The sequence below is a fragment of the cf. Phormidesmis sp. LEGE 11477 genome (assembly GCF_015207105.1).
Lineage (GTDB): Bacteria > Cyanobacteriota > Cyanobacteriia > Phormidesmidales > Phormidesmidaceae > Phormidesmis.
The window spans coordinates 21046-39463 of sequence record NZ_JADEXO010000033.1 but is presented as its reverse complement, the minus strand read 5'-3'; the positions used below and the strand labels follow the sequence as shown (position 1 = coordinate 39463).

Here is an 18418-nt window from a genome sequence, read left to right as displayed (position 1 = left end):
TGTAGAATGAAGACAACTTCCCAGCAAATGGTTGCTATGGTTCTGACTACTCAGCAGCGTAAAAAGAGTTTCTCTAGCTTCAGCTACAAAGCAGCATTTAAGCAGTTGGGAATTACCCAACTACACCGTTGGACAATTCAAGCAGAGCCTGTGCCCATTAGCGACTTCTTCAGGCAACGACTAGATCGGCTTCAGCGGTTTGATCTAGAGAGCTTTGAAGTATCCAAGACGCTGCTGATAGATGCTATTTGCGAAGAAGGTCTAGAAGGATTTGATCGCCTCAAGGTTTGGAAGGGTGCTTATCTAGAGGGCGAAACGACTTGTGGTAATGCAGACTATTTGATCGCTGAGCGACAGGCTTATTTAGAAGCGCCCTTCGTCTGCGTTTTAGAAGCAAAGAAAGATGATTTCGCGCAGGGAACTGCTCAGTGCTTGGTAGAGATGCAGGCTTGTCAGTACATGAATCAAGTAATAGGAAGAACGATAGATGTGTACGGCGTGGTTACAAACGGTGAGGGTTGGAAGTTCTACCGTTTAGACAAGAAGGGTGAGGCTTATGAAACGCTGCTCTATGGAATTGCGGAGATGTCTCGTTTGCTAGGTATTGTAAGAACGTTCCTTCAGCAGTGTAATGAAGCTTTGGTTTTGTCTAAGAGGAGCACTTGCTAGTCATGCAGATAGTACTTGAGATTCCTGACTCTATTGCTGAGCAGCTAGCGGACAGTGATGAGACACTGACCCGTCGATTTCTCGAATTGTTAGCTGTGGAGGCTTATCAAAAGGGGGCAATTGGATCGGGCGCAGTAGGACAAATGTTGGGGTTTGCCTCGCGTTGGGAGACTTATGATTTTCTGGCAAAAGAGGGTGCAGAGCCTCCTTTTAGCAAGGAGGATTTAGAAAGTGACCGTACGGCTATCGATAACCTACTGCTATAGCTATGCGTATTGTCTCGAATACTTCTCCTATTTCGTACCTAGTTGTTATCGGTCATATCGACCTGCTTCCTTTGTTGTTTAGCCACATTCTTATTCCTGAAACGGTTCGGGATGAACTGAGTGCGGCTAGAGCGCCGAGTGAGGTACAGCGTTGGATTGCAGAGCCTCCTAAGTGGCTAAGAATTGATCCAGCTCTGCCCTGTTCTGACAGTGAGCTGTTACAGCTAGATGCTGGAGAGCGAGCGGCGATTCAGCTAGCAGAAAGTCCGAAGGCTGATCTCATATTGCTAGACGATTTGGCAGCTCGTCTAATTGCGGCTAGACGGGGAATTCCGCTCACTGGTACCTTAGGCATTCTGGACCGTGCAGCTACTGAAGGAGAGATAGACTTTGAAAAGGCAATCGCTCGACTTCAGAAAACTAATTTTCGTGTTTCTAAGGCTGTCCTGAGTTCTTTACTACAGAGGCATAACAACTTGCCTTAGCCCGATCGCCCTATAATCAAAGCAACTAACCAGATTAGCTAGCTACTATGCCGAACTCTACGCCAGTTGTGCTGAAGAAAGTCACTTTTAGCCTGCCGTTTGGCATTGGCGGTGTGGAGATAGAGCCGGACCCGACGGAGCGAAATGCGGCTTGGGAGCTGTATGTAGAACTGGTGACGCGGGTGGCGGTGCAGAGTTTGCATCCGCAGGAAGGTCTGGTGCGTGAGGCGATGAATTCGCTGTATAGCTTGTTTGGTTCAACACGGGAGATTTTGCGGAAGGCTGGGCCGAAGGTTGGGGCTTCTCATAATTCGGTTGGGGGGATAGCTATTGCCGTACTCAACAACGGTTTGCGCCCGTTCCTGTCGAAATGGCATCCGCTGTTGCAGGAGTGGGAAGGGCAGAAGCCAGACGGCACGAGTCCACAGGCGCATGAGAAGGCTTGGGACAAGGAGATAGTTGCCAGAGGTGAGCTGGATTCGCTGCGAAAAGATTTAGAGCAGTATGCCAATGCGCTAGCTGAGATTGCTGGCGTATCAGCGTGATAGAGGAGTGCAGAGCACTATGGCAGAAGGGAAAACAGTGACTACACTCTATGATGTTGCCGAACACCTCCGTACGAAAAGGGAGATGGCTGCCTATTTAGAAGCCAGCATCGAAGAAGCAGACGGGAACACGGGTTTTATCGTCAAAGCTGCGTGCGATATTGCACGGGCAAAAGGTTTATTGCAGATGAAGAGAAAGCTGGGACTGTCTGTAAAAGGTCCAGATGGAGTAGTGACTTGACAAGTGATGTGCGTAGTTACACATTTGTAGCTACAGTTATGGGTGAAGAGTTATTTTTCGTTGGGAATGGGACGATGAGAAGAACAGAAGAAATAAACGTAAGCACGGTTTGAGTTTTGAAGCCGCTCAGTATGTTTTTTTTTAATCCGTTAGCGCTGACGCAGCTAGACCCTTTTGCCGAAGAGGAGCGCTATCAAACAGTCGGCCTCGTCGGTCGGCAGATTGTACTTGTGGCGCATACGTGGCCTGAAACAGTTCGCAAGACAAACGAAGAAACTGGACGAATTATCAGCGCTCGCAAGGCGACTGCTTATGAAAGGAGAGCTTATGAAGAAGGAACGTTCTAACCCTATACCCTCTGAGCTGCAAGCGGAGATCGAGGCGCTGGCAGCTTTGCCAGATGAGCAGATTCAGACTGATGACATTCCAGAAGTGCAAGATTGGAGTAGTGCCAAACGTGGTGTGTTTTATCGTCCTGTGAAGCAGCAGATAACGCTTCGGCTTGACGCTGATCTGATTGAATGGTTTAAGGCACATCATTCTAAAGATGAGGGCTATCAAACCAGTATTAATCGTGCCCTACGTGAGTATGTTTCTGCGCGGACAGTTTGAACGGAGTAGTTGATGGCGGAGCAGAAGTTTGATGTTTTCTTGTGTCACAACAGTGAAGATAAGTCCGCTGTCATTGAGATTGCTGAGCAGCTTCGGCGGCAAGGGCTGAAACCCTGGCTAGACGTATGGGAGTTGCAGCCGGGGGCGATTTGGCAGTTTGCACTAGAGCAGCAAATAGAGAGTATCGGCGCGGTTGCCGTCTTTGCGGGTCAGAAGGGAATGGGGCCTTGGCAGAGTGAGGAAATCTATGCTTTTTTGCAGGAGTTCATTCGCCGTAAGTGTCCGGTGATTCCGGTGATGCTGCCTGAAACTCAAACGCAGCCTCGGCTACCGATTTTTTTAAGGAATCGTCACTGGGTAGACTTTCGCTTACAGAGGCCCAATCCGTTGTCTCAATTGATTTGGGGTATCACAGGAGAAAGACCTGTTGAAGAATCGCTGAATACTGCTGAGACGGTTTCGGTTCAAGCCGCTGAGGAGTTTCTGGATGTAGCGAACTCTGTCCTAGATGCTAGATATGTCGATTTAGAGCGCTATCTACGAAATGGACAGTGGCAAGAGGCAGATAATGAGACGTATCGATTGATGATCACGGAAGTAGGCAAGGAAGAGGGGCAGTGGTTTGACCCGGAAGATTTGCTGAACTTTCCCTGTGGGCCGCTGCGGGTGATCGATGAGCTATGGGTGAAGCATAGCGAAGGTCGATTCGGGTTCAGTGTGCAGAAAGATCTGTATCTAAAGTGCGGTGGCATTGCCGATGGCAAGTATCATGAGGAAGCTTGGGAAAAATTCTGTGAGACGAACGGTTGGACGAAGAGTGGAAGATATCAAAAGGTAAGATATGACACATCGGCTCCCTCTGGACACCTGCCATGCCTTATGCCGAAGAAATACATGCCATTGATACGATCACGACTATCCGTCCATGCTACACTTCTTCTTCTCTCGCACCCAGACTTGTAAACTGTAACCTATAAGCGGTTCAGCTCTGCGTGAATATTTGTTTTGACTAGGGTTTGCACGAGATAGCAGGCATTCTAGAGATCCGATACCTGGTACTGTAGCGAACTCGTATCTGGAAAGTCCGCTAGGAATTTTGCGGCAGAAAAATCAGGATTGAAACAGTTAGCAAGTACGAACTTTTTTGCCACCTTATTCGCTTCTGTTGTTGAGGGTAGTCAACTATTCGGATTGGATTGCGAATAGTACAGCATCTATTATCTCGTCTAGTACCCCTTTTGGTAAATCACCTAGTTTTCTGGAAAGTCTGACAGTAGGAATAGAACCAATACCCTGAACATTCGCAAATGAGGTCTGCCTCAAAAAGAACAGCTTCGGCAAGGCGATTTCGTATTGACCGCCTCTGTTTTGCGTAGTGAGCGGCACGTATATCGTGAGTGCTCTAGGAGGATCAGGATCGTCTCTGGATACGACGACAACGGGCCGAACTTTCGCGGCTAGTCCTAAGTCAGCGAGCCAGACTTCACCACGTTTCGGGCGCATCTAAGATATCCAAAACTTCTTGCTCAACTTTGCGAGAGCGTACCAGGTCTAAAATTCCTTGATCTGCTAGCTCCATTATCTCTGCGATAAATTCTCTCACTTGCTCAGCAGTGCTTGCCTCCCACTGCTGCAACTTGAGATCAAGCACTTTGCATAAGCTATCCATAGATTCCGTTCCAATAGCTAGTCAATTAATCACTATCTTAGCATCGCATCCACGATGGCAGCGAGCTAAGCGATGAGCATGGTGAGGCGTGACGCACATGTACTCAGTGCATCTGGTACAGGCTATGAAGTCGTAGAACTAGCCCTGCTGCATGTTTGCTGCTTTGGGATTGGCATGGATGTATCGCTGCGTATTCAGCGCTCTTTGTTTGTCTGTGTTTGGAAAGCCGCTGCTGTGATAGCGTTTCTCCCAGAAGTGGCCGCTACGGTTGAGCATTCGGTTGAACCCTATCGCGGTATACCAGTTCAGCCAGTGCATGATTTTTGGCAGGTCTTCTGTCTGCTGCGGTTCTAGCAGGTAATGAACGTGGTTGCTCATGATGCAGAGGCCGTATAGCTTGAAGCCGTACTTTTCTCTGCACTTTTGAATGGCGTACAGCAGCCACTCGCGGCACTCGAATCGAGTCAGGCGAAACTCGCGATTGTTACACCGTGTAGTGATGTGATAGCAGTAATTGGGCTTTAGCTGTCTGGGCTGGCGAGTCACTGTATCATAAGGAGCGTCTTACTTAGCAGTTTGGAGCTTTTATCTCATGATTGCCAGTAGAAGTGGAGGGCCTTATTTCACCCCGGAAGAATATCTGGCGCTAGAGCGTGAGAGCACAATCAAGCACGAGTATCGGCAGGGCCTGGTTTTTGCGATGGCCGGAGCGAAGAAGTCTCATGTCACTATTGTAGGTAATCTATCTGGACTGTTTTTCAATCACTTTCGCGGGGTAGAAGATTGTTATTTCTATGCGAATGATGTGAAGGTAAGACTGTTAGAAGGCGATGGCTACTACTATCCTGACATGACAGTCACTTGCGATGAAAAAGACAACGGCTTGGATAATAGCTACATCGAATATCCTAAGTTGATTATCGAGGTGCTATCAGATTCTACCGGGCGCATCTGAAGGTTCGGGGAACCGTTAAATCGAATCTGCGAAAATAGAAGGGAACAAGAAAAAGGCTGCCCGTTATCGGGTCAGCCCCATTCAAAAATCACTTCTATGCTAGCGTCCCTCTCTAACAAATGTCCTGAATCAGAGGACTGGTCATCTCTACTTGAACGTCTTCAACAGAGCCAAACCCTAGCCGCTATTGTCCTAGCTGCTTGGCAAATCGGGCTCTATGTCGCTCGTACCTTAGTTGAACAACAGCTCAACGACCGTGCTCGGCAACCCAGTGTCTGGGGCGAGTGCCCAGTTTGTGGTCAGCGGCTGCACAGCAAGGGCTTTGCAGCTCGTCAGATGCTGACCTTGGTCGGTTGTGTGCAATGGCGTCGCCGGATAGGCCGTTGCCCCAACGGCTGTTCAGGCAGTCAATCGGTGCCGTTTGACCAAGTGTTGGGAATCGCGTCCTATCAGCAAAGCTCAGTAGAACTGATGCGGTTGGGCTGTCTGCTGACACTCTTTGTGCCGTTCGAGTTAGCCGCGTGGCTACTCGAACAACTGAGCGGTCTTCGGGTGAGTGATGACAGCCTTTGGCGCTGGGTTCAACAGTATGGTGAGCGAGCGATGCGTCAGGAGGAGACGGCTGTTGAAAACTGGCAGCAGGGCCATTCACCTCAGGTGGAACCGTTACCAGAAGCGCTTGCGGCCATGCCTTTGTTGCTCGCGGCAGATGGGGTCACCGTGCCGCTGCGCCCACAGTTAGGCTCCCCAGCCGGAAAAACGCGCTGGCGAGAAGTGAAAGTGGCCCTGCTCGCTCGGCTCAGTCATCGGATTAACCGCAATGGCAAGCGTGTCACCAGGCTACAACGACGGCGATTAGTCGCTGCGTTGGGCGATATGAAAACGTTTCAGCCGCGCTTACAACTCGAAGCCATTCGACAGGGGATTGAAACGGCCTCCCAAGTCGTCTGGCTCAGCGATGGCGCACGGGGCTTTTGGCGACTCTTCGAGGCTTGTTTCGCCCCACTAGCGGTCGGTATCCTCGACTTCTATCATGCGGCTGCCCATCTGTGGCAGGCCGCTGACACTTATCGAGATGGCAATCCGGCTCGCACGCCACAGATGTGGTTTGAGCGGCTACGCCATCAGTTGCGTCATGGCTATGTTCATCGCATTCTGGCCGAACTGCGCTGGTTGAGCCGTTCACCCAATACCGCCGCACCGACGAAAACAATTCTCAAACGGGTGCATGATTATTTCGATAAGCACCGAGAGCACGTGCAGTACCGACAGTTCAAAAAACAAGGTCTACCCATTGGCTCTGGAATGGTTGAGAGTGCTTGCAAATGGCTAATCCAACAACGGTTTAAGGGCGTTGGCATGCGCTGGAGTGAGCCGGGGTTGAACCATCTGTTGCAGTTGCGAGTTGCTTGGGTCAATCAACGGTTTGACCCATTGTTTGCTCAGCACTCTTTGGTGTTACCGACCCTCTCCCCTAACCGCTAGATGCGCCCGATTCTACCGAGGCATTCGACAGGGGTGACAAGTTTGCTGACTACAAAATGCTTTCCTCTTTGGAAGAGTACATGTTGATCCATCAGAAGCAGATGCTGGTGGAGCGATTCTTAAAGAAGGCGGAGAATCTATGGTCTACGCAGACCTATCGCGCGGGTGACAAAATCGAATTTGCAAGCATAGGCTATAGTTGCCCGATTGAGTTCCTTTATGAGAAGGTGAACGCGCTTTTGTAGAGATATCCTACTGGCGTATATTTGTACTGCTGGTAGTGAAGGCTATTGGCGCTCTCACGAAGGTGGATGCCAGTCTTCGGCAATCCATATTTTTCTTGATTCTGTTACGTAGGCATTGTTCATTCGTAGCGTTTCGACAGTTGCTCTGCCAATAGCTGTTTTCCCCTCGATGTACAGACCTCCTTCGGTTCAGGTGAAATGGTCAGACCATAGCTGAATACGTGGATGGAACAGGTCTGTACTTTCTTCAGACAGCAACCTTCCGCCTTACGGACTTGGGGATAGAAGGCATGAAACTAGGCAGGCGATAATTGTTCTAGGCTGCGGATGGGTCGTCCACGCCATCGCAGAACGCTACAGGCGTAAGCTTTCTTTAGCATAAGCCGATCGGCTGAGGTTCTAAGTTCTTGTAGTCGCGATCGCTCGCTTTCGGGCAGTGATTCGCTTTTGTTTTTATCAAGCAGCGCAAAGTGTTCTTCTTGCTGTTCGCTGGATACTTGAGCCTGAGCAACTTCGCGCAAAGCTTCAATGCTAAAGGTCTGCATCTGAAGCAATTCGGTTTGCACTTCCGCTGGTACGTTGTTGATGCTAGGCGGTAGGTTCCCAGCTATGCTTTGCAAGATCAGTTCGTTTAGCGGCTGTTTGGTCAGATCTGCGATCGCCCTCAGTTGCTGAAACATTGTATCAGGTAGGTCAATTATCAGTTCCATAAGCGGTCAGGCGCAAATCAAAAGCATATGAAGTCAGTATAATTCAATCAGAGGCTAGCTAAGTTCATACAAGAACGCCGCTATTGACTAGAGAATATCGAAGTAGTGCTGAACTATGGTTGTTTCCTCATCGAAGCAAGTTGTACTGGACAAATGGGTTTCGGCGACGTGGGAGCGATTTGTAGAGGTTGCCAATGATGACCTGTACTCCGATGGCCGTGCCTATTTTGATGCGGGAGAGATGAGGATTGAGATGGCGTCTTTAGGTGTGGGGCATAGCCGACAGAATAGTGTGGTTAGCAATGTCATCACGCTTTTTGCTGCCTGCAAAGATATGGATATCACTAGCTATACGAACGGAAGCTTTCATCAAGAGGGTGAGAAGGAGTTTCAGCCGGATATTGCTTTCTACATTGGGGAGGGAGCGAAATATCTGCCGCCGCAGAATAATTCGCCCATCAGTATAGAGCTGTGCGGTTTGCCAAATCTAGTTGTTGAGGTGGGAGCGAGTTCTCTTGAAGATGACTTGGGGCGTAAGCGGCTGATGTATGAACGGATCGGAATAGAAGAATATTGGGTTGTGGATGTCGAGGCTAAGGAGTTGATTGCTTTTGCGATCGATGGCGATAGTAGAAGCGGACGGATTTGGCAGTCTGCTGTTCTGCCTGGATTGGAGACGAGTTTGGTTGATGAGGCTTTGCAGCGATCGCAGACCGAAAACGATGGCACAATTACCCGATGGCTGATGAAAACATTCTCACAAGACGCTGCGGATTCTTAACGCACAGCTTCGCGAATACTGCGTGAGAATTCTTCTTCTAGCGCCTCAAGTTTGTTCTCTAGCTGTTTTCGTTCTTGTTTCATCTCTTCTATCTCGTCCAGCATTCCAAGACTTTCTCTTCTGTGGATTTCGTTCCTGAGCCAGCCAGTGTAGATTTGTAGATAGTAGCGATCGCACACATCCCCAAACCCCAGCCTGTGATAAAACTCGCGACTGTGATGGTTGCAGATATGATAGCGGCTAGTGAGCTGCGAGTAGCCTTGCTGAGAAAGAGCCCGAACGCTGTGATGTATCAGATCAGTGCCGATTCCTTGCCTTTGGTAGGGTGGACGCACGTACAAAAGTTCTAGCCGAGCGCTTTGTTGATTCTCTATAATTTTCTCTGTGATTAGTGATAGGGCAATGACCTGTTGGGTTTTGGGGTGTAGTGCAATCGCACTAGCAGAGAGCGGCTTTCCCCGTTTGCCTTCAAAGTATAGAGAGATGTCGCGATGGGCTTCTTCAAAGATATTGGTGATCGGCCAGCCACAGAATTCAACAGAGTTAATAAAGGAGGCGATATAGCCGTCTATCATCTGCTGAGTATGGTCGGACTTTGGTGTAATGAACGTGAATTCTGTGTGGCTGGTGTCTTGTGTTGTAGAGACTGATTCAAAATCTAGGCAAGTCTCGACGCCCATCCCGCGAGAGGTAAAACGCGCATAGCCATCCCAGTATTCTGTCTTCCATCCGAGAAGATGTTCTATCGTATCGAACTCGTCAAATGACATTGGGATTTTGGGAGAATCCATAAAGCGGTGGGTTCGATAGTGGCTATCTAGGCTGTGAGTTGAAAAGGATAAAGTCAGTAAGCTCTGTCAAAAATAGTTGACGGCTTTAAAAGAACACTGATACGCTAATACATACGGCTGTTGTCTGCCCGCAAGGTGGCTTCAGCTCTACTGCCCGAAAATTTAGCAGACGCAGACGATGATTGCTTGGACCCAATCACCGCCCGCTCGCCCCTTAACTGACAAACCCAGTCAAGCGGTTGTGGATAATCATGCCATAGCCACCCTGACTTAGTGCAAGTTGGGGTGGCTAAATTTTCGCGCTTTCTTCTTAAACCTCATCGGAGAAATCGTGAAAATGACCATCTGTATTGCAAGAGAGTTAACTGCTACCCAGCAGGAGGCGGCTACGGTTCCGCAAACCGCCTACGGTGCTGAGCAAGTCAAAGAGAAAGAGGCACTGCGACATATTCTGCTGGGTAGCCCGGAGGCGATTCGACAGACAATTCATCAGCTCCACGTTTTGAACTATGTGGAGTCTTTGCTGTGGACGCCGATTATGGCAGTAAATAGCGACGTGGTGATTACGCCGCAGCAGGGAGCAGCGATAAGTTTGCTGGTGCGATCACTCTAGAGCCTGTCGTAAGATATCTGTGCTACGAGTCTTGAACTTTCAGCTCTTATATCCAAACCTTCTCCTTCAGAGAGGAAGCCAGATCTGAAGTTCTTCTCCCTCGCACCTGTTTATCGAAGCCAGGAACCGAGGACTGAGCGGAGTCGAAGTCCGGCCGGGTTTTGCCTTCGACTCCGCTCAGGCAGCGTGATACCTCGACTGAGTGGCTATCTATGTACACTGAACACGTACTCTCCCTCAGGAGAGGAACTTAGGGTAAGAGCCAAGCTTTAGGTTATTATCTCGTGGTTCCTTCACCGCAATCTCCTTTAAATGTGTTTAAGAATACAAATACAACAGAATAACCACATCTACGCCTCTAAAAGTTATGCCCGAGGGTGATGTAGATACGAGACAAAGCAGCAATAATCCAATAAACATTCGTGGAGAAAAGCGCTATGTCAACTCAAAGACCAGAGGACGTATCTGAGGCAGTCGTAGCTCCCGTTGCTGCAGTAGGAGAATCTTCTCATGATGCGGATATGCTGTCTCCAGACGATACGAATTCAGTAGATGGCAAGGCTACAAGCGCTGTGGCAGCCAATTCTGTTGGCTCGACTGAAGGCGATGTTCTTGAAAGCGTCGAACAGGATTCAGCGAACTCGCCTGTCACAGACTTCAGTCAGAAGCTATCTGAGAATACGAAAGGTTAGATGATGCATTCATAACTTACGCATACGGGACGAAGCTCCTTCGCCTAATAATCACACCTACAGAAGATTTCTGTGCTTTGCGATGAGTGATATTGTCTGAGCTAATAATTCGGAGAATGACTATGGCAGATCCAAAAGATTCAAAGCTGACTGAGGCGGCAATGGCCCCTGAAACTGATACGGAGCAGGGCGAAGTCGCTAAGCCAGAGGAGTCGAATACGGCAGCTGAGGGCGCTGCGGCGGAAATCGTAGAGGATGTGAATAGCGTGCCGGGTGACGGGGCGGCTACGGCAGCGCCTGCTGATCCAGAGGCAATGGCGATGACAACGCCCAAGGCTGATGAGGAATAGCTTTACAGGGCTTTATGTTGTACAGACGCATATTCCTCAGCCTTCCTGCGCTAGCACCTTGAGGCTGGTCTGAATCATGCCGATGGTGACGGCGGGTAGCTCTAGCTGCGGGGTTAGGCCAGTGGATTTAATCACTTCAAATAGTTTGATCGCGGTGGGGTTTTTCTGGGCGAGTTTGCGGCCTAGCTCTGGGCCAGTGAAGGAGGCGGTTTCTCCCCACAGCAGGGCGGTTGGCGTGGTGAGCTGAGCGATGTAGTCAGCTAGATCAAAGCAGAGATCGCCTCGGACAAAGGAAAGGGCGGTGTATTCGGCGTTGGGCTTTTGGGCGGAGGTGAGGTATGCTTCGACGATGTCGTTTGAGATGCGGCTGGGGTCGGCGAACTGGCGGTTTTCTAGGAAGTTGCGGATGCCGAAGGGGGTGGCGATCACACCTGAATACAGCAGTTTATCGAGTATGGGTGTACTGACGATCTGGGCGAATGGGCTGCGGGTGTAGTCGTTGCCGAAGTCCGAGAGTCCGGCTGGGGTCATCAGAACTAAGGATTTGAAGAGGGTAGGCTGGGCGATCGCAATCCGAATCACCAGCGCAGCGGTCAGGGCGGAGGCGACTACTGTAACGGGTTCATCGCAGGTGGCCGTGATAAAGTCAGCGATGCTGTTGAGATAGTCATCGATAGTATAGTTACGATCTAGGTGAGCGGAATCTCCCCAGCCGATTAGATCAGGGGCGATCACGCGGTAGTCACCGGCAAAAGCTGGAAATACTTTCGACCATTCATAGGCGGAAGACCCACCGCCGAAGCCGTGCAAAAAGAGCAGGGTTTCTCTTTCGCTGAGCGGATGACTCGAAGGGTATTCAGGCAGCGCTGGGATGTAGTAGACCATTTGCCCGAGTCTGGTCATGGCGCTCTTTTGATCGACGTAGGGGATTTTGAGCATCGGAAAGCTGCCGCCAGCGACTTCACTCTAGATCTTATGAGAAGGGCGGGCTAATTTGCATGCAGCTAAAGAAAGAATTGTGATCCTTCCAAGCATGATCAAGAATAATAGCGGTCTAGACATTCCTGCATAACATCGTGGTGATTGAAGGCTAGCGACATCTTTAGCGCTTCTGTCACTTCAAACCAGCGGGCTTCTACGACTTCGCCTTTGGAGACTTGCGGTGTTAGCTTTGGCAGCTCGCTTTCCCCTAGATGAAACATCAGCGGATATTTTAGGGTAACGTTTTGGCGGCGTAGCGGGGTGCTGTACACCTCGTAGGGATGGTCGAGGTTACCTTCAAACCGAAAGTCTTCTAATAGCTGAGGAATATCGAGCCCTAGCTCTTCCCAAACTTCTCGGTATACGGCCTGGGTTGCTGTTTCGTCGTAGTCTAGGTAGCCGCCGGGAAGCCCCCATAGTCCCACGCCGTCGGGCAGGTCTTCACCGCGCTGGCCTAGCGGCACGTAGCGAATGCCTCTGCTAACAAAGAACAGAACGGGCAAGACGGTAACGCTGCGACTGAGCCAGATTTCTTCGCCTTTATGTTGAATGCAGCGGTTGGGAGTGCTTTTGAATTTCACAGATTTTTTGCATGAAGTATATAGCGTGTGCCGGATGCATTTGGTACACGCTAGTCACTTGGCCCGTTGCTACTTAAAGCTTTCAGCCTGTGAAGTGTACCTCAGCCAAGTGACCAACGCTGCAGAGGACACTCAGGAAGAATGCCCTCTGGTTACTCTACATATTAATCTGCCTGTAGCTTGCTTAGGGCCTACTTATGGCGAGGCGATCGCTTCGACAGTGGCCTGTGCTTTCTCGTAGGTGGGATAGTCGGTGTAGCCTACAGGGCCGGGGCTGTACCAAGTTTCTATGGGTGCGTCTGGGTTTAGCGCTTGATTGTTGGCAAAGCGAGAGACTAAATCGGGGGTGCTGATGTAGGGGCGACCAAAGGCAATTAGATCGGCGTCTCCGGCTGCGATCGCCTGCTCTGCTTGTTCTCGGTCGTATCCGCAGTTACCAATAATGGTGTTGTCGAAGACTGCTCTAAATTCAGCGAGCGTCATGGGTTCACCGAGTTCGTGAAAGCCGAACGCTAGCCCGTCCATGATGTGTAGATAGGCTAATCCGTATGAATTTAGCTGCTGGGCGACATAGAGATAGGTTTCTTTGTAGTCTGGTGAACCCATATCGTTGAAAGAGCCGTTGGGTGAAAGCCTAACACCAATGCGATTAGCAGGCCATACGGTCATCACTGCTTCAACAATCTCTTTTAGAAAGCGATATCGATTTTCTAGACTGCCGCCGTATTTATCTGTACGTTTGTTGGTTTTAGACTGCAAGAATTCAGCGATTAGGTAGCCGTTGGCCGCGTGAACCTCTACGCCGTCAAAGCCGGCCTTTTTTGCATTTTCAGCGGCCTGACGATAGTCTTCGACTATGCCTGGAATTTCTTCTGTTTCTAAGGCTCTGGGTACTTCGCATGGCTGGTTGCCTGTCGGCGTGTGAGATTCGGCCCCTTCTATCTTGAGTGCTGAAGGGGCAACGGGGAGCTGATTGTTTTCTTGAAAGCTGCTGTGAGAGGCTCTGCCAGTGTGCCATAGCTGCAAAAAGAACGGTGTGCCTTTGGCCCGGACCGCCTTGGTCACTTGTTTCCAGCCTTCGACCTGGGCGTCGTTGTAGATACCAGGCGCATGAACCCAGCCGTTGCCTTGCTTAGAAGGTGCGGTGCCTTCAGAAATGATCAAGCCAGCGTTGGTCCGTTGTGAATAGTATTCGGCCATTAGCGCGTTGGGGATTCTCTCTTCTCCGGCGCGGCCACGGGTCATCGGTGGCATGACGACGCGATTTTTGAGAGAAAGATCTTCCATTTGATAAGAACTAAGAAGATTGGGGGAATTGGTTGGAGAGGTCATAAACAAGATTGTGGGTGAACGGGTCTAATGAAATTCTTTGCTGTCGGATCTCTTTGTTGGTCCTAGATAAAAACAAATTTATGATGTCTTGAAATGATGCCGTGTAAGTGTGAAAGGAGAATTAGAACGAGATTAAAGTGATCAGGTTTTTGGTTGTTGATTTTGAATGTGGGCTTGCTATTCGCTGTTTCTAGCTGCAAATTTTTTTGACAAGATCGAGCGATCGCACTTTTTCCCACCAGTTCTTTAGCTTCGGTGTACTCGCTGTAATCTGATCGAATTGTGGCGTTTTAGCGACGTAGAAAAAGATCGGAATTAGATAGAAGTCGGCGAGGCTCAGCTCACTACTCAAGAGGTATGGATCGCCAGCGGCTAGCTTCTCAATCGCTTCTAGGGCGGTTTTCACAGGAGCGATCGCACCTTCTACCGCTGCTTGATCTATTTCTTCTCCTTGACCTGGCTTGACTAAATTTTCAATAGTCAATACGCCTACGGCTGGCACGTACAGATAGCTGTTGACGATGCTGATAATTTGATGCATGCGCGATCGCAACCATAGGTCATCTGGTGCAAACTTTCCTTGGGCATACTTCTCATTGACTAAGTACGTGATTGCGTCGGTTTCGTAGAGCGTTTCTCCTTCGATCTCAAGAGTAGGAATCTTACCAAAAGGGTTTTTCTTCAGATAGCTATCTGTCTGATTGTCACCGTTGAAGATGCCGATATCTTTGATATCGTATTCGACTTCTGCTCCTGATAGTACTAGCTGGGCTGTCCGTACATAGGTGCTGATGGGTGTGCCGTAGAGGGTGATGTCTGTCATTGAAAAAAGAATTACAACAGTTGGGCTTTAAAGGGATCTAGTCAGATTGCGATGTAGCTACACCATTGAGCTGGACTGTTTAGCTAGTAGAGAAGCTGCTTTCTACAGTTCTTGTTTTGTGGGACGGACGATGATTTCGTTGATATCGATGTCGCTCGGCTGCTCGATGGCATAGGCAATGGCGCGGGCGATCGCATTGCGAGGATTGCGAGATGCACAACACGAGATACGTAGCATCTGTGGAATAAGTGACATGTAACTTGTAGTAGACCAGTCGTCTACTAATAGGCATTCTATGCAATTACGCTGTATCAAAATTCTAACCAGAGGTAGATTTGCTTAGAACATGCTGAAATAGCGTTTCTACGAATGCCTGCATTGGCTCGGTCGAGCGGGTTACTTTTGCTCTCAGGATAGCGCCTTGCCATCCAGCTAGGACAAACTCGGCTAGCTGAGTAGCGTCTATATCGACAGAGAGGTCTCCTGTAGCTTGGGCTGCTTCTAGGCAGCGGGCGATTTGCGCTTCCCACTCTGAGAAGATCTGGTTGAGGCGATCGCGAAACACATCGCTTTGAGCCGCCAGCTCCTGGGCTAAGTTGCCAATCAGGCATCCGTTGACGCATTCGCAGGCTTCCATTTCTGTCTGTCCTGCTGCAAAGTAGCTGTTTAGACGCTGAAGTGGAGAGAGTTGGTGGTTATTGACTGTTGCTTGTAGCTTTGCCTGGTATTCGGTGGCAAAGTCTTCGATAATGGCAAGCCCGAACTCTTCTTTATTCTTGAAATAGTAATAAAAGGAGCCTTTGGGAACGTCTGCTGTCGTTAGAATGCTGTTGAGCCCTGCCGCGTTGAATCCCTGGCGGACGATGATTTCGCGGCCAGCCTGAATGAGTTCATTTCGCTTAGTGGTTTGTTTCATCCAGTGGGCAAATTTGATCTTTCCTTTTTTCTGTTTCTTTTGTGCTTCTTCGATTGTGCAGTCTTCAGTGGTCCAGTCTTCAGTTGTTTGGTTCGATAGCTGCCTCTTGATAGAGACAAAAGACAGCTATCCTAACTTTTGTCGAACTTCTATTGTATTGCTTGAACAGATGTCTTAGCAGGGGTATCTGTCTAATCCAATCTATCTCCAATCACCGCTTCTAGCACGTCTGCCATGCTAGTTCCATCCGCCTTCGCTTTTGCCTTCAGCTTGGTAAAGAGTTCGTCAGAGACGCCGACCCGATTACGGCGACGGCCAGAGCCAACTGCCTTGATCGGCTCGTAGGTTTCAGTAAAGGTGCGAAGGGCCTCAAAGGTGTAGCGATCGCAAAAATCACCAAAGCTCTCACCCTCGTTTCTGTTCTGCTTAAAGCAGGCAAATAAAGGCTCTAGCTCCTTTTCTAAATTGTCTTCATGCAGCCTATCCATATAAGGGCGAGCGAGCCGAGTTTGATTCGGGCTACCCCCTAGCCATAGCTGATAGCTTTTCGGTGCTTGACCGACGAAGCCAAGCTCTGCCATATAGGGACGCGCGCACCCATTTGGGCATCCTGTCATCCGAGTGACGAATGTCTCGTTTTTGAGCCCTACTTTGTTTAGCAGCTTGCGGATGCGGCCTAGCATACTAGGAATAATTCTTTCCGATTCGGTGACGGCCAGACCACATGTAGGCAGCGCTGGGCAAGCCATCGCGTAGCGCTCTAGCGAGTCTACTTTGCTGTGTTCTGTAATGCCGTTCCGGTCAAGAATTTCTTGGATGGCTGCTTTATCTTCTGGGCTGACATCGCAGAAAACAACGTTCTGACTAGGCGTCACTCTCATCGAAACGTTGAATTTTTCAACAATCTCTCTAAGCGCTAGTTTGTTACGTAACTTGCCTTCATTGTGAACACGCCCGTTGCGGACATGCACCCCGACAAACAGCTTGCCATCACCCTGCTCGTGCCAGCCTAGATAGTCTTCATACTTCCATTCAGGCAGCGGTCTAAAGCCGTCAATCTTCTTGCCAAATCTTTTTTCAACTTCCTCGATGAATTTAGGCAGACCCCAGCGATGAATCAAATACTTCATCCGAGACACGCGGCGGTTGTAGCGCTCACCAAAGTCTCTTTGAGTAAAAACAATAGCTTTGACGAGATCATACACATCGTCTTTGTCTACATAGCCGATATGATCGCCTGTACGCGCAAAGGTCTCCTCTTTATTGTGAGTCCGGCCCATACCGCCGCCAGCAATCACGTTGAACCCTTCTAGCTCACCGTTGGCGTCAGTGATGACAACTAGGGTGATGTCTTGCGTATAGGCATCGACAGAGTTATCTCCAGGAACGGTGACTGCACACTTAAACTTGCGCGGCATATACTGCACGCCGTAGATCGGCTCAACCGGGTGAGGCGACCCTTCGACCTGTCCGCCCTGCCCTTGTCTAGCAGCGACGACAGCCGGGTCTTCTTCTGTAGTGACTGCTTTCTCACCGTCTAGCCAAATCTCGTAATAAGCAGGCGTTTGGGGAGTGAGCAAATCGGCGATGTTAGTCGCGTACTGACGGGCGAGGACGTACTCGGGCTTGTTTTTGTAGGGAGCGGGGGGAGCCATGACGTTGCGGCTAAGATCGCCACAGGCACCTAGCGTCGAGCCCATGCTGCGGATAATATCGGCAAGTGTGGCCTTAAGGTTCTTTTTGAGAATGCCGTGAAGCTGGAAGGCTTGGCGGGTGGTGGCTCGCAGGGTGTGGTTACCGTATTTGTCAGAGATGTCGTCGAGTGTCAGGTATAGCTCGGGGGAAATGTAGCCGCCGGGGTTGCGAAGGCGGAGCATCATAGAATATGGCTTTTCCTGGCCTCGCACAACTTCGTCACGGTTGTACTGCTGGTAAGAGCCGTGGAATTTCAGGATTTGAATGCCCGCTTCGGTAAAGTGGGTGGTGTCTTCTTTTAGCTCAGTCGCCACGGGTTCCCGCAGAAACTGGCTGCGCTCTTTGATGCCTTCGAGCTTGGAAACTTTTTTCTCGGCGGGTTTAGTGGGCGTGTAGACCATGGGTGATTTGGAGGAGGTGATTGAAGCAGGTGATTTTATTGCCGCAGATGATCCTGCTGAGCGAACACGCGAATGATCTCACTGAGCGAACACGCGAATGGTTTCACTAGGAATAATCTCACTGGGAATGAAACTGTAGGGAGTGAAATTATCGCAGTATTACGGTCAAACTTTAATCATCGGTAATCCGGTCGGGATTGTGGTGTATTGATCAAAATTCTAGCACTGAGATTCGACTTGGCAGTTCACTGCTCAAGAAATCGATATCATTTTGGATCTAGACTCGTAGCAGTTTGAACCTAGCCCTTGAGGAACCCAGATTATGGCGGATGCACTGCTATACGACGAGGAAATGTTTGTCTTCCTTACCCCTGATGCCACTGAGACGTTCTTGACGCCCGATGAGCTGCTAGCAAAGCTTAAGGAAGTCTTAGCTACCTACGTGGGTGAACTCCCCCGCGAGCTGACAAAAATGACCTCTGCCGAAGCACAGGCCAAATATTTGATAGAAACTCGCTGTGAGTTTGAGACTGCGCCGGGTGAGTCGATTCAGTGGTACGCCGTAAGACTAGAGAAGTAG

General features: G+C 49.7%; 26 protein-coding genes and 1 pseudogene. 15 read left to right on the top strand and 12 right to left on the bottom strand.

Annotation, left to right across the window (positions count from 1 at the left end):
* Positions 1 to 36 precede the first annotated feature (36 nt).
* The 8 genes from IQ256_RS11835 (at position 37) to IQ256_RS11800 (ending at position 3781) form a co-directional block, all read left to right on the top strand.
* Positions 37 to 669: a hypothetical protein gene (locus IQ256_RS11835; RefSeq protein WP_193855753.1), complete on the top strand. Its 633-nt coding sequence runs from the start codon at positions 37 to 39 to the stop codon at positions 667 to 669.
* A gap of 2 nt (positions 670 to 671) precedes the next feature.
* Positions 672 to 935 (top strand): UPF0175 family protein, encoded by a 264-nt coding sequence (locus tag IQ256_RS11830; protein ID WP_193855752.1) that lies wholly within the window; start codon positions 672 to 674, stop codon positions 933 to 935.
* Between the two features lie 2 nt (positions 936 to 937).
* Positions 938 to 1420, top strand: a complete 483-nt coding sequence (locus IQ256_RS11825) for a DUF3368 domain-containing protein (protein WP_193855751.1) — start codon at positions 938 to 940, stop codon at positions 1418 to 1420.
* 47 nt (positions 1421 to 1467) lie between these two features.
* Positions 1468 to 1965: a hypothetical protein gene (locus IQ256_RS11820; RefSeq protein ID WP_193855750.1), complete on the top strand. Its 498-nt coding sequence runs from the start codon at positions 1468 to 1470 to the stop codon at positions 1963 to 1965.
* A 19-nt stretch (positions 1966 to 1984) separates the two neighbouring features.
* A complete protein-coding gene (locus IQ256_RS11815) occupies positions 1985 to 2206 on the top strand; it encodes a hypothetical protein (protein WP_193855749.1) in 222 nt (73 codons plus the stop codon).
* 131 nt (positions 2207 to 2337) lie between these two features.
* The gene (locus IQ256_RS11810) at positions 2338 to 2553 is read left to right on the top strand and encodes a BrnT family toxin (protein ID WP_228024802.1); all 216 of its coding nucleotides are present in this window, start codon (positions 2338 to 2340) and stop codon (positions 2551 to 2553) included.
* Positions 2534 to 2818 (top strand): BrnA antitoxin family protein, encoded by a 285-nt coding sequence (locus IQ256_RS11805; RefSeq protein WP_193855748.1) that lies wholly within the window; start codon positions 2534 to 2536, stop codon positions 2816 to 2818. The genes IQ256_RS11810 and IQ256_RS11805 overlap by 20 nt, the downstream gene beginning before the upstream one ends.
* A 12-nt stretch (positions 2819 to 2830) precedes the next feature.
* Positions 2831 to 3781 (top strand): GUN4 domain-containing protein, encoded by a 951-nt coding sequence (locus IQ256_RS11800; protein ID WP_193855747.1) that lies wholly within the window; start codon positions 2831 to 2833, stop codon positions 3779 to 3781.
* Positions 3782 to 4000: 219 nt separating this feature from the next.
* On the opposite strand, the gene IQ256_RS11795 is transcribed toward IQ256_RS11800, so the two are convergent.
* The 3 genes from IQ256_RS11795 to IQ256_RS11785 all read right to left on the bottom strand — a co-directional run bounded on the left by IQ256_RS11795 (position 4001) and on the right by IQ256_RS11785 (position 5033).
* Entirely contained in the window at positions 4001 to 4321 is a 321-nt protein-coding gene (locus IQ256_RS11795) for a type II toxin-antitoxin system PemK/MazF family toxin (protein ID WP_193855746.1), read from the bottom strand.
* Positions 4302 to 4487 (bottom strand): hypothetical protein, encoded by a 186-nt coding sequence (locus tag IQ256_RS11790; RefSeq protein WP_193855745.1) that lies wholly within the window; start codon positions 4485 to 4487, stop codon positions 4302 to 4304. The genes IQ256_RS11795 and IQ256_RS11790 overlap by 20 nt, the downstream gene beginning before the upstream one ends.
* Before the next feature lie 138 nt (positions 4488 to 4625).
* Positions 4626 to 5033, bottom strand: a complete 408-nt coding sequence (locus IQ256_RS11785) for a transposase (protein WP_370623420.1) — start codon at positions 5031 to 5033, stop codon at positions 4626 to 4628.
* Positions 5034 to 5079: 46 nt separating this feature from the next.
* Between IQ256_RS11785 and IQ256_RS11780 the strand changes: the two genes are divergently transcribed.
* Positions 5080 to 5442 carry a Uma2 family endonuclease gene (locus IQ256_RS11780; RefSeq protein WP_193855744.1) on the top strand — a complete coding sequence of 121 codons (363 nt, stop codon included), beginning with the start codon at positions 5080 to 5082 and terminating at the stop codon, positions 5440 to 5442.
* Between the two features lie 96 nt (positions 5443 to 5538).
* Positions 5539 to 6927, top strand: coding sequence for an ISKra4 family transposase (locus IQ256_RS11775; protein WP_193855743.1), 1389 nt, complete (start codon positions 5539 to 5541; stop codon positions 6925 to 6927).
* A gap of 541 nt (positions 6928 to 7468) precedes the next feature.
* Here IQ256_RS11775 and IQ256_RS11765 read toward each other — a convergent pair.
* Positions 7469 to 7882: a hypothetical protein gene (locus IQ256_RS11765; protein WP_193855741.1), complete on the bottom strand. Its 414-nt coding sequence runs from the start codon at positions 7880 to 7882 to the stop codon at positions 7469 to 7471.
* Between the two features lie 115 nt (positions 7883 to 7997).
* On the opposite strand from IQ256_RS11765, the gene IQ256_RS11760 reads away from it, so the two are divergent.
* On the top strand, positions 7998 to 8663 hold the full coding sequence (locus IQ256_RS11760; protein WP_193855740.1) for a Uma2 family endonuclease: 666 nt from the start codon (positions 7998 to 8000) through the stop codon (positions 8661 to 8663).
* On the opposite strand, the gene IQ256_RS11755 is transcribed toward IQ256_RS11760, so the two are convergent.
* Positions 8660 to 9454, bottom strand: a complete 795-nt coding sequence (locus tag IQ256_RS11755; protein ID WP_228024801.1) for an N-acetyltransferase — start codon at positions 9452 to 9454, stop codon at positions 8660 to 8662. The genes IQ256_RS11760 and IQ256_RS11755 overlap by 4 nt on opposite strands.
* Before the next feature lie 337 nt (positions 9455 to 9791).
* Between IQ256_RS11755 and IQ256_RS11750 the strand changes: the two genes are divergently transcribed.
* The 3 genes from IQ256_RS11750 (at position 9792) to IQ256_RS11740 (ending at position 11109) form a co-directional block, all read left to right on the top strand.
* Complete coding sequence (locus IQ256_RS11750; RefSeq protein ID WP_228024807.1) at positions 9792 to 10067, top strand: hypothetical protein; 276 nt, start codon at positions 9792 to 9794, stop codon at positions 10065 to 10067.
* 437 nt (positions 10068 to 10504) lie between these two features.
* A complete protein-coding gene (locus IQ256_RS11745) occupies positions 10505 to 10759 on the top strand; it encodes a hypothetical protein (RefSeq protein ID WP_193855737.1) in 255 nt (84 codons plus the stop codon).
* 122 nt (positions 10760 to 10881) lie between these two features.
* Positions 10882 to 11109, top strand: coding sequence for a hypothetical protein (locus IQ256_RS11740; protein ID WP_193855736.1), 228 nt, complete (start codon positions 10882 to 10884; stop codon positions 11107 to 11109).
* A gap of 36 nt (positions 11110 to 11145) precedes the next feature.
* Here IQ256_RS11740 and IQ256_RS11735 read toward each other — a convergent pair whose 3' ends face one another.
* The 7 genes and pseudogenes from IQ256_RS11735 to sir all read right to left on the bottom strand — a co-directional run bounded on the left by IQ256_RS11735 (position 11146) and on the right by sir (position 17838).
* Entirely contained in the window at positions 11146 to 12048 is a 903-nt protein-coding gene (locus tag IQ256_RS11735) for an alpha/beta fold hydrolase (protein ID WP_193855735.1), read from the bottom strand.
* Positions 12049 to 12146: 98 nt separating this feature from the next.
* On the bottom strand, positions 12147 to 12671 hold the full coding sequence (locus IQ256_RS11730) for an NUDIX hydrolase (protein WP_193855734.1): 525 nt from the start codon (positions 12669 to 12671) through the stop codon (positions 12147 to 12149).
* A 195-nt stretch (positions 12672 to 12866) separates the two neighbouring features.
* The gene (locus IQ256_RS11725; RefSeq protein ID WP_193855733.1) at positions 12867 to 14003 is read right to left on the bottom strand and encodes an alkene reductase; all 1137 of its coding nucleotides are present in this window, start codon (positions 14001 to 14003) and stop codon (positions 12867 to 12869) included.
* A gap of 190 nt (positions 14004 to 14193) precedes the next feature.
* Positions 14194 to 14826 carry a glutathione S-transferase family protein gene (locus IQ256_RS11720; protein ID WP_193855732.1) on the bottom strand — a complete coding sequence of 211 codons (633 nt, stop codon included), beginning with the start codon at positions 14824 to 14826 and terminating at the stop codon, positions 14194 to 14196.
* Between the two features lie 102 nt (positions 14827 to 14928).
* A pseudogene (locus tag IQ256_RS11715) lies at positions 14929 to 15030 on the bottom strand (oxidoreductase); the annotation flags it as partial.
* Positions 15031 to 15145: 115 nt separating this feature from the next.
* Positions 15146 to 15742 carry a TetR/AcrR family transcriptional regulator gene (locus tag IQ256_RS11710; protein ID WP_193855731.1) on the bottom strand — a complete coding sequence of 199 codons (597 nt, stop codon included), beginning with the start codon at positions 15740 to 15742 and terminating at the stop codon, positions 15146 to 15148.
* Between the two features lie 191 nt (positions 15743 to 15933).
* Positions 15934 to 17838, bottom strand: a complete 1905-nt coding sequence (gene sir, locus IQ256_RS11705) for a sulfite reductase, ferredoxin dependent (RefSeq protein WP_193855730.1) — start codon at positions 17836 to 17838, stop codon at positions 15934 to 15936.
* 322 nt (positions 17839 to 18160) lie between these two features.
* Between sir and IQ256_RS11700 the strand changes: the two genes are divergently transcribed.
* Entirely contained in the window at positions 18161 to 18418 is a 258-nt protein-coding gene (locus IQ256_RS11700) for a chlororespiratory reduction protein 7 (protein WP_193855729.1), read from the top strand.

What these genes read in the sequence shown, in the direction of transcription:
- IQ256_RS11835 (WP_193855753.1), top strand. Translation starts at nt 37, where the DNA reads ATGGTTCTGACTACTCAGCAGCGTAAAAAGAGTTTCTCTAGCTTCAGC.
- IQ256_RS11830 (WP_193855752.1), top strand. Translation starts at nt 672, where the DNA reads ATGCAGATAGTACTTGAGATTCCTGACTCTATTGCTGAGCAGCTAGCG.
- IQ256_RS11825 (WP_193855751.1), top strand. Translation starts at nt 938, where the DNA reads ATGCGTATTGTCTCGAATACTTCTCCTATTTCGTACCTAGTTGTTATC.
- IQ256_RS11820 (WP_193855750.1), top strand. Translation starts at nt 1,468, where the DNA reads ATGCCGAACTCTACGCCAGTTGTGCTGAAGAAAGTCACTTTTAGCCTG.
- IQ256_RS11815 (WP_193855749.1), top strand. Translation starts at nt 1,985, where the DNA reads ATGGCAGAAGGGAAAACAGTGACTACACTCTATGATGTTGCCGAACAC.
- IQ256_RS11810 (WP_228024802.1), top strand. Translation starts at nt 2,338, where the DNA reads ATGTTTTTTTTTAATCCGTTAGCGCTGACGCAGCTAGACCCTTTTGCC.
- IQ256_RS11805 (WP_193855748.1), top strand. Translation starts at nt 2,534, where the DNA reads ATGAAGAAGGAACGTTCTAACCCTATACCCTCTGAGCTGCAAGCGGAG.
- IQ256_RS11800 (WP_193855747.1), top strand. Translation starts at nt 2,831, where the DNA reads ATGGCGGAGCAGAAGTTTGATGTTTTCTTGTGTCACAACAGTGAAGAT.
- IQ256_RS11795 (WP_193855746.1), bottom strand. Translation starts at nt 4,321, where the DNA reads ATGCGCCCGAAACGTGGTGAAGTCTGGCTCGCTGACTTAGGACTAGCC.
- IQ256_RS11790 (WP_193855745.1), bottom strand. Translation starts at nt 4,487, where the DNA reads ATGGATAGCTTATGCAAAGTGCTTGATCTCAAGTTGCAGCAGTGGGAG.
- IQ256_RS11780 (WP_193855744.1), top strand. Translation starts at nt 5,080, where the DNA reads ATGATTGCCAGTAGAAGTGGAGGGCCTTATTTCACCCCGGAAGAATAT.
- IQ256_RS11775 (WP_193855743.1), top strand. Translation starts at nt 5,539, where the DNA reads ATGCTAGCGTCCCTCTCTAACAAATGTCCTGAATCAGAGGACTGGTCA.
- IQ256_RS11765 (WP_193855741.1), bottom strand. Translation starts at nt 7,882, where the DNA reads ATGGAACTGATAATTGACCTACCTGATACAATGTTTCAGCAACTGAGG.
- IQ256_RS11760 (WP_193855740.1), top strand. Translation starts at nt 7,998, where the DNA reads ATGGTTGTTTCCTCATCGAAGCAAGTTGTACTGGACAAATGGGTTTCG.
- IQ256_RS11755 (WP_228024801.1), bottom strand. Translation starts at nt 9,454, where the DNA reads ATGGATTCTCCCAAAATCCCAATGTCATTTGACGAGTTCGATACGATA.
- IQ256_RS11750 (WP_228024807.1), top strand. Translation starts at nt 9,792, where the DNA reads ATGACCATCTGTATTGCAAGAGAGTTAACTGCTACCCAGCAGGAGGCG.
- IQ256_RS11745 (WP_193855737.1), top strand. Translation starts at nt 10,505, where the DNA reads ATGTCAACTCAAAGACCAGAGGACGTATCTGAGGCAGTCGTAGCTCCC.
- IQ256_RS11740 (WP_193855736.1), top strand. Translation starts at nt 10,882, where the DNA reads ATGGCAGATCCAAAAGATTCAAAGCTGACTGAGGCGGCAATGGCCCCT.
- IQ256_RS11735 (WP_193855735.1), bottom strand. Translation starts at nt 12,048, where the DNA reads ATGCTCAAAATCCCCTACGTCGATCAAAAGAGCGCCATGACCAGACTC.
- IQ256_RS11725 (WP_193855733.1), bottom strand. Translation starts at nt 14,003, where the DNA reads ATGACCTCTCCAACCAATTCCCCCAATCTTCTTAGTTCTTATCAAATG.
- IQ256_RS11720 (WP_193855732.1), bottom strand. Translation starts at nt 14,826, where the DNA reads ATGACAGACATCACCCTCTACGGCACACCCATCAGCACCTATGTACGG.
- IQ256_RS11710 (WP_193855731.1), bottom strand. Translation starts at nt 15,742, where the DNA reads ATGAAACAAACCACTAAGCGAAATGAACTCATTCAGGCTGGCCGCGAA.
- sir (WP_193855730.1), bottom strand. Translation starts at nt 17,838, where the DNA reads ATGGTCTACACGCCCACTAAACCCGCCGAGAAAAAAGTTTCCAAGCTC.
- IQ256_RS11700 (WP_193855729.1), top strand. Translation starts at nt 18,161, where the DNA reads ATGGCGGATGCACTGCTATACGACGAGGAAATGTTTGTCTTCCTTACC.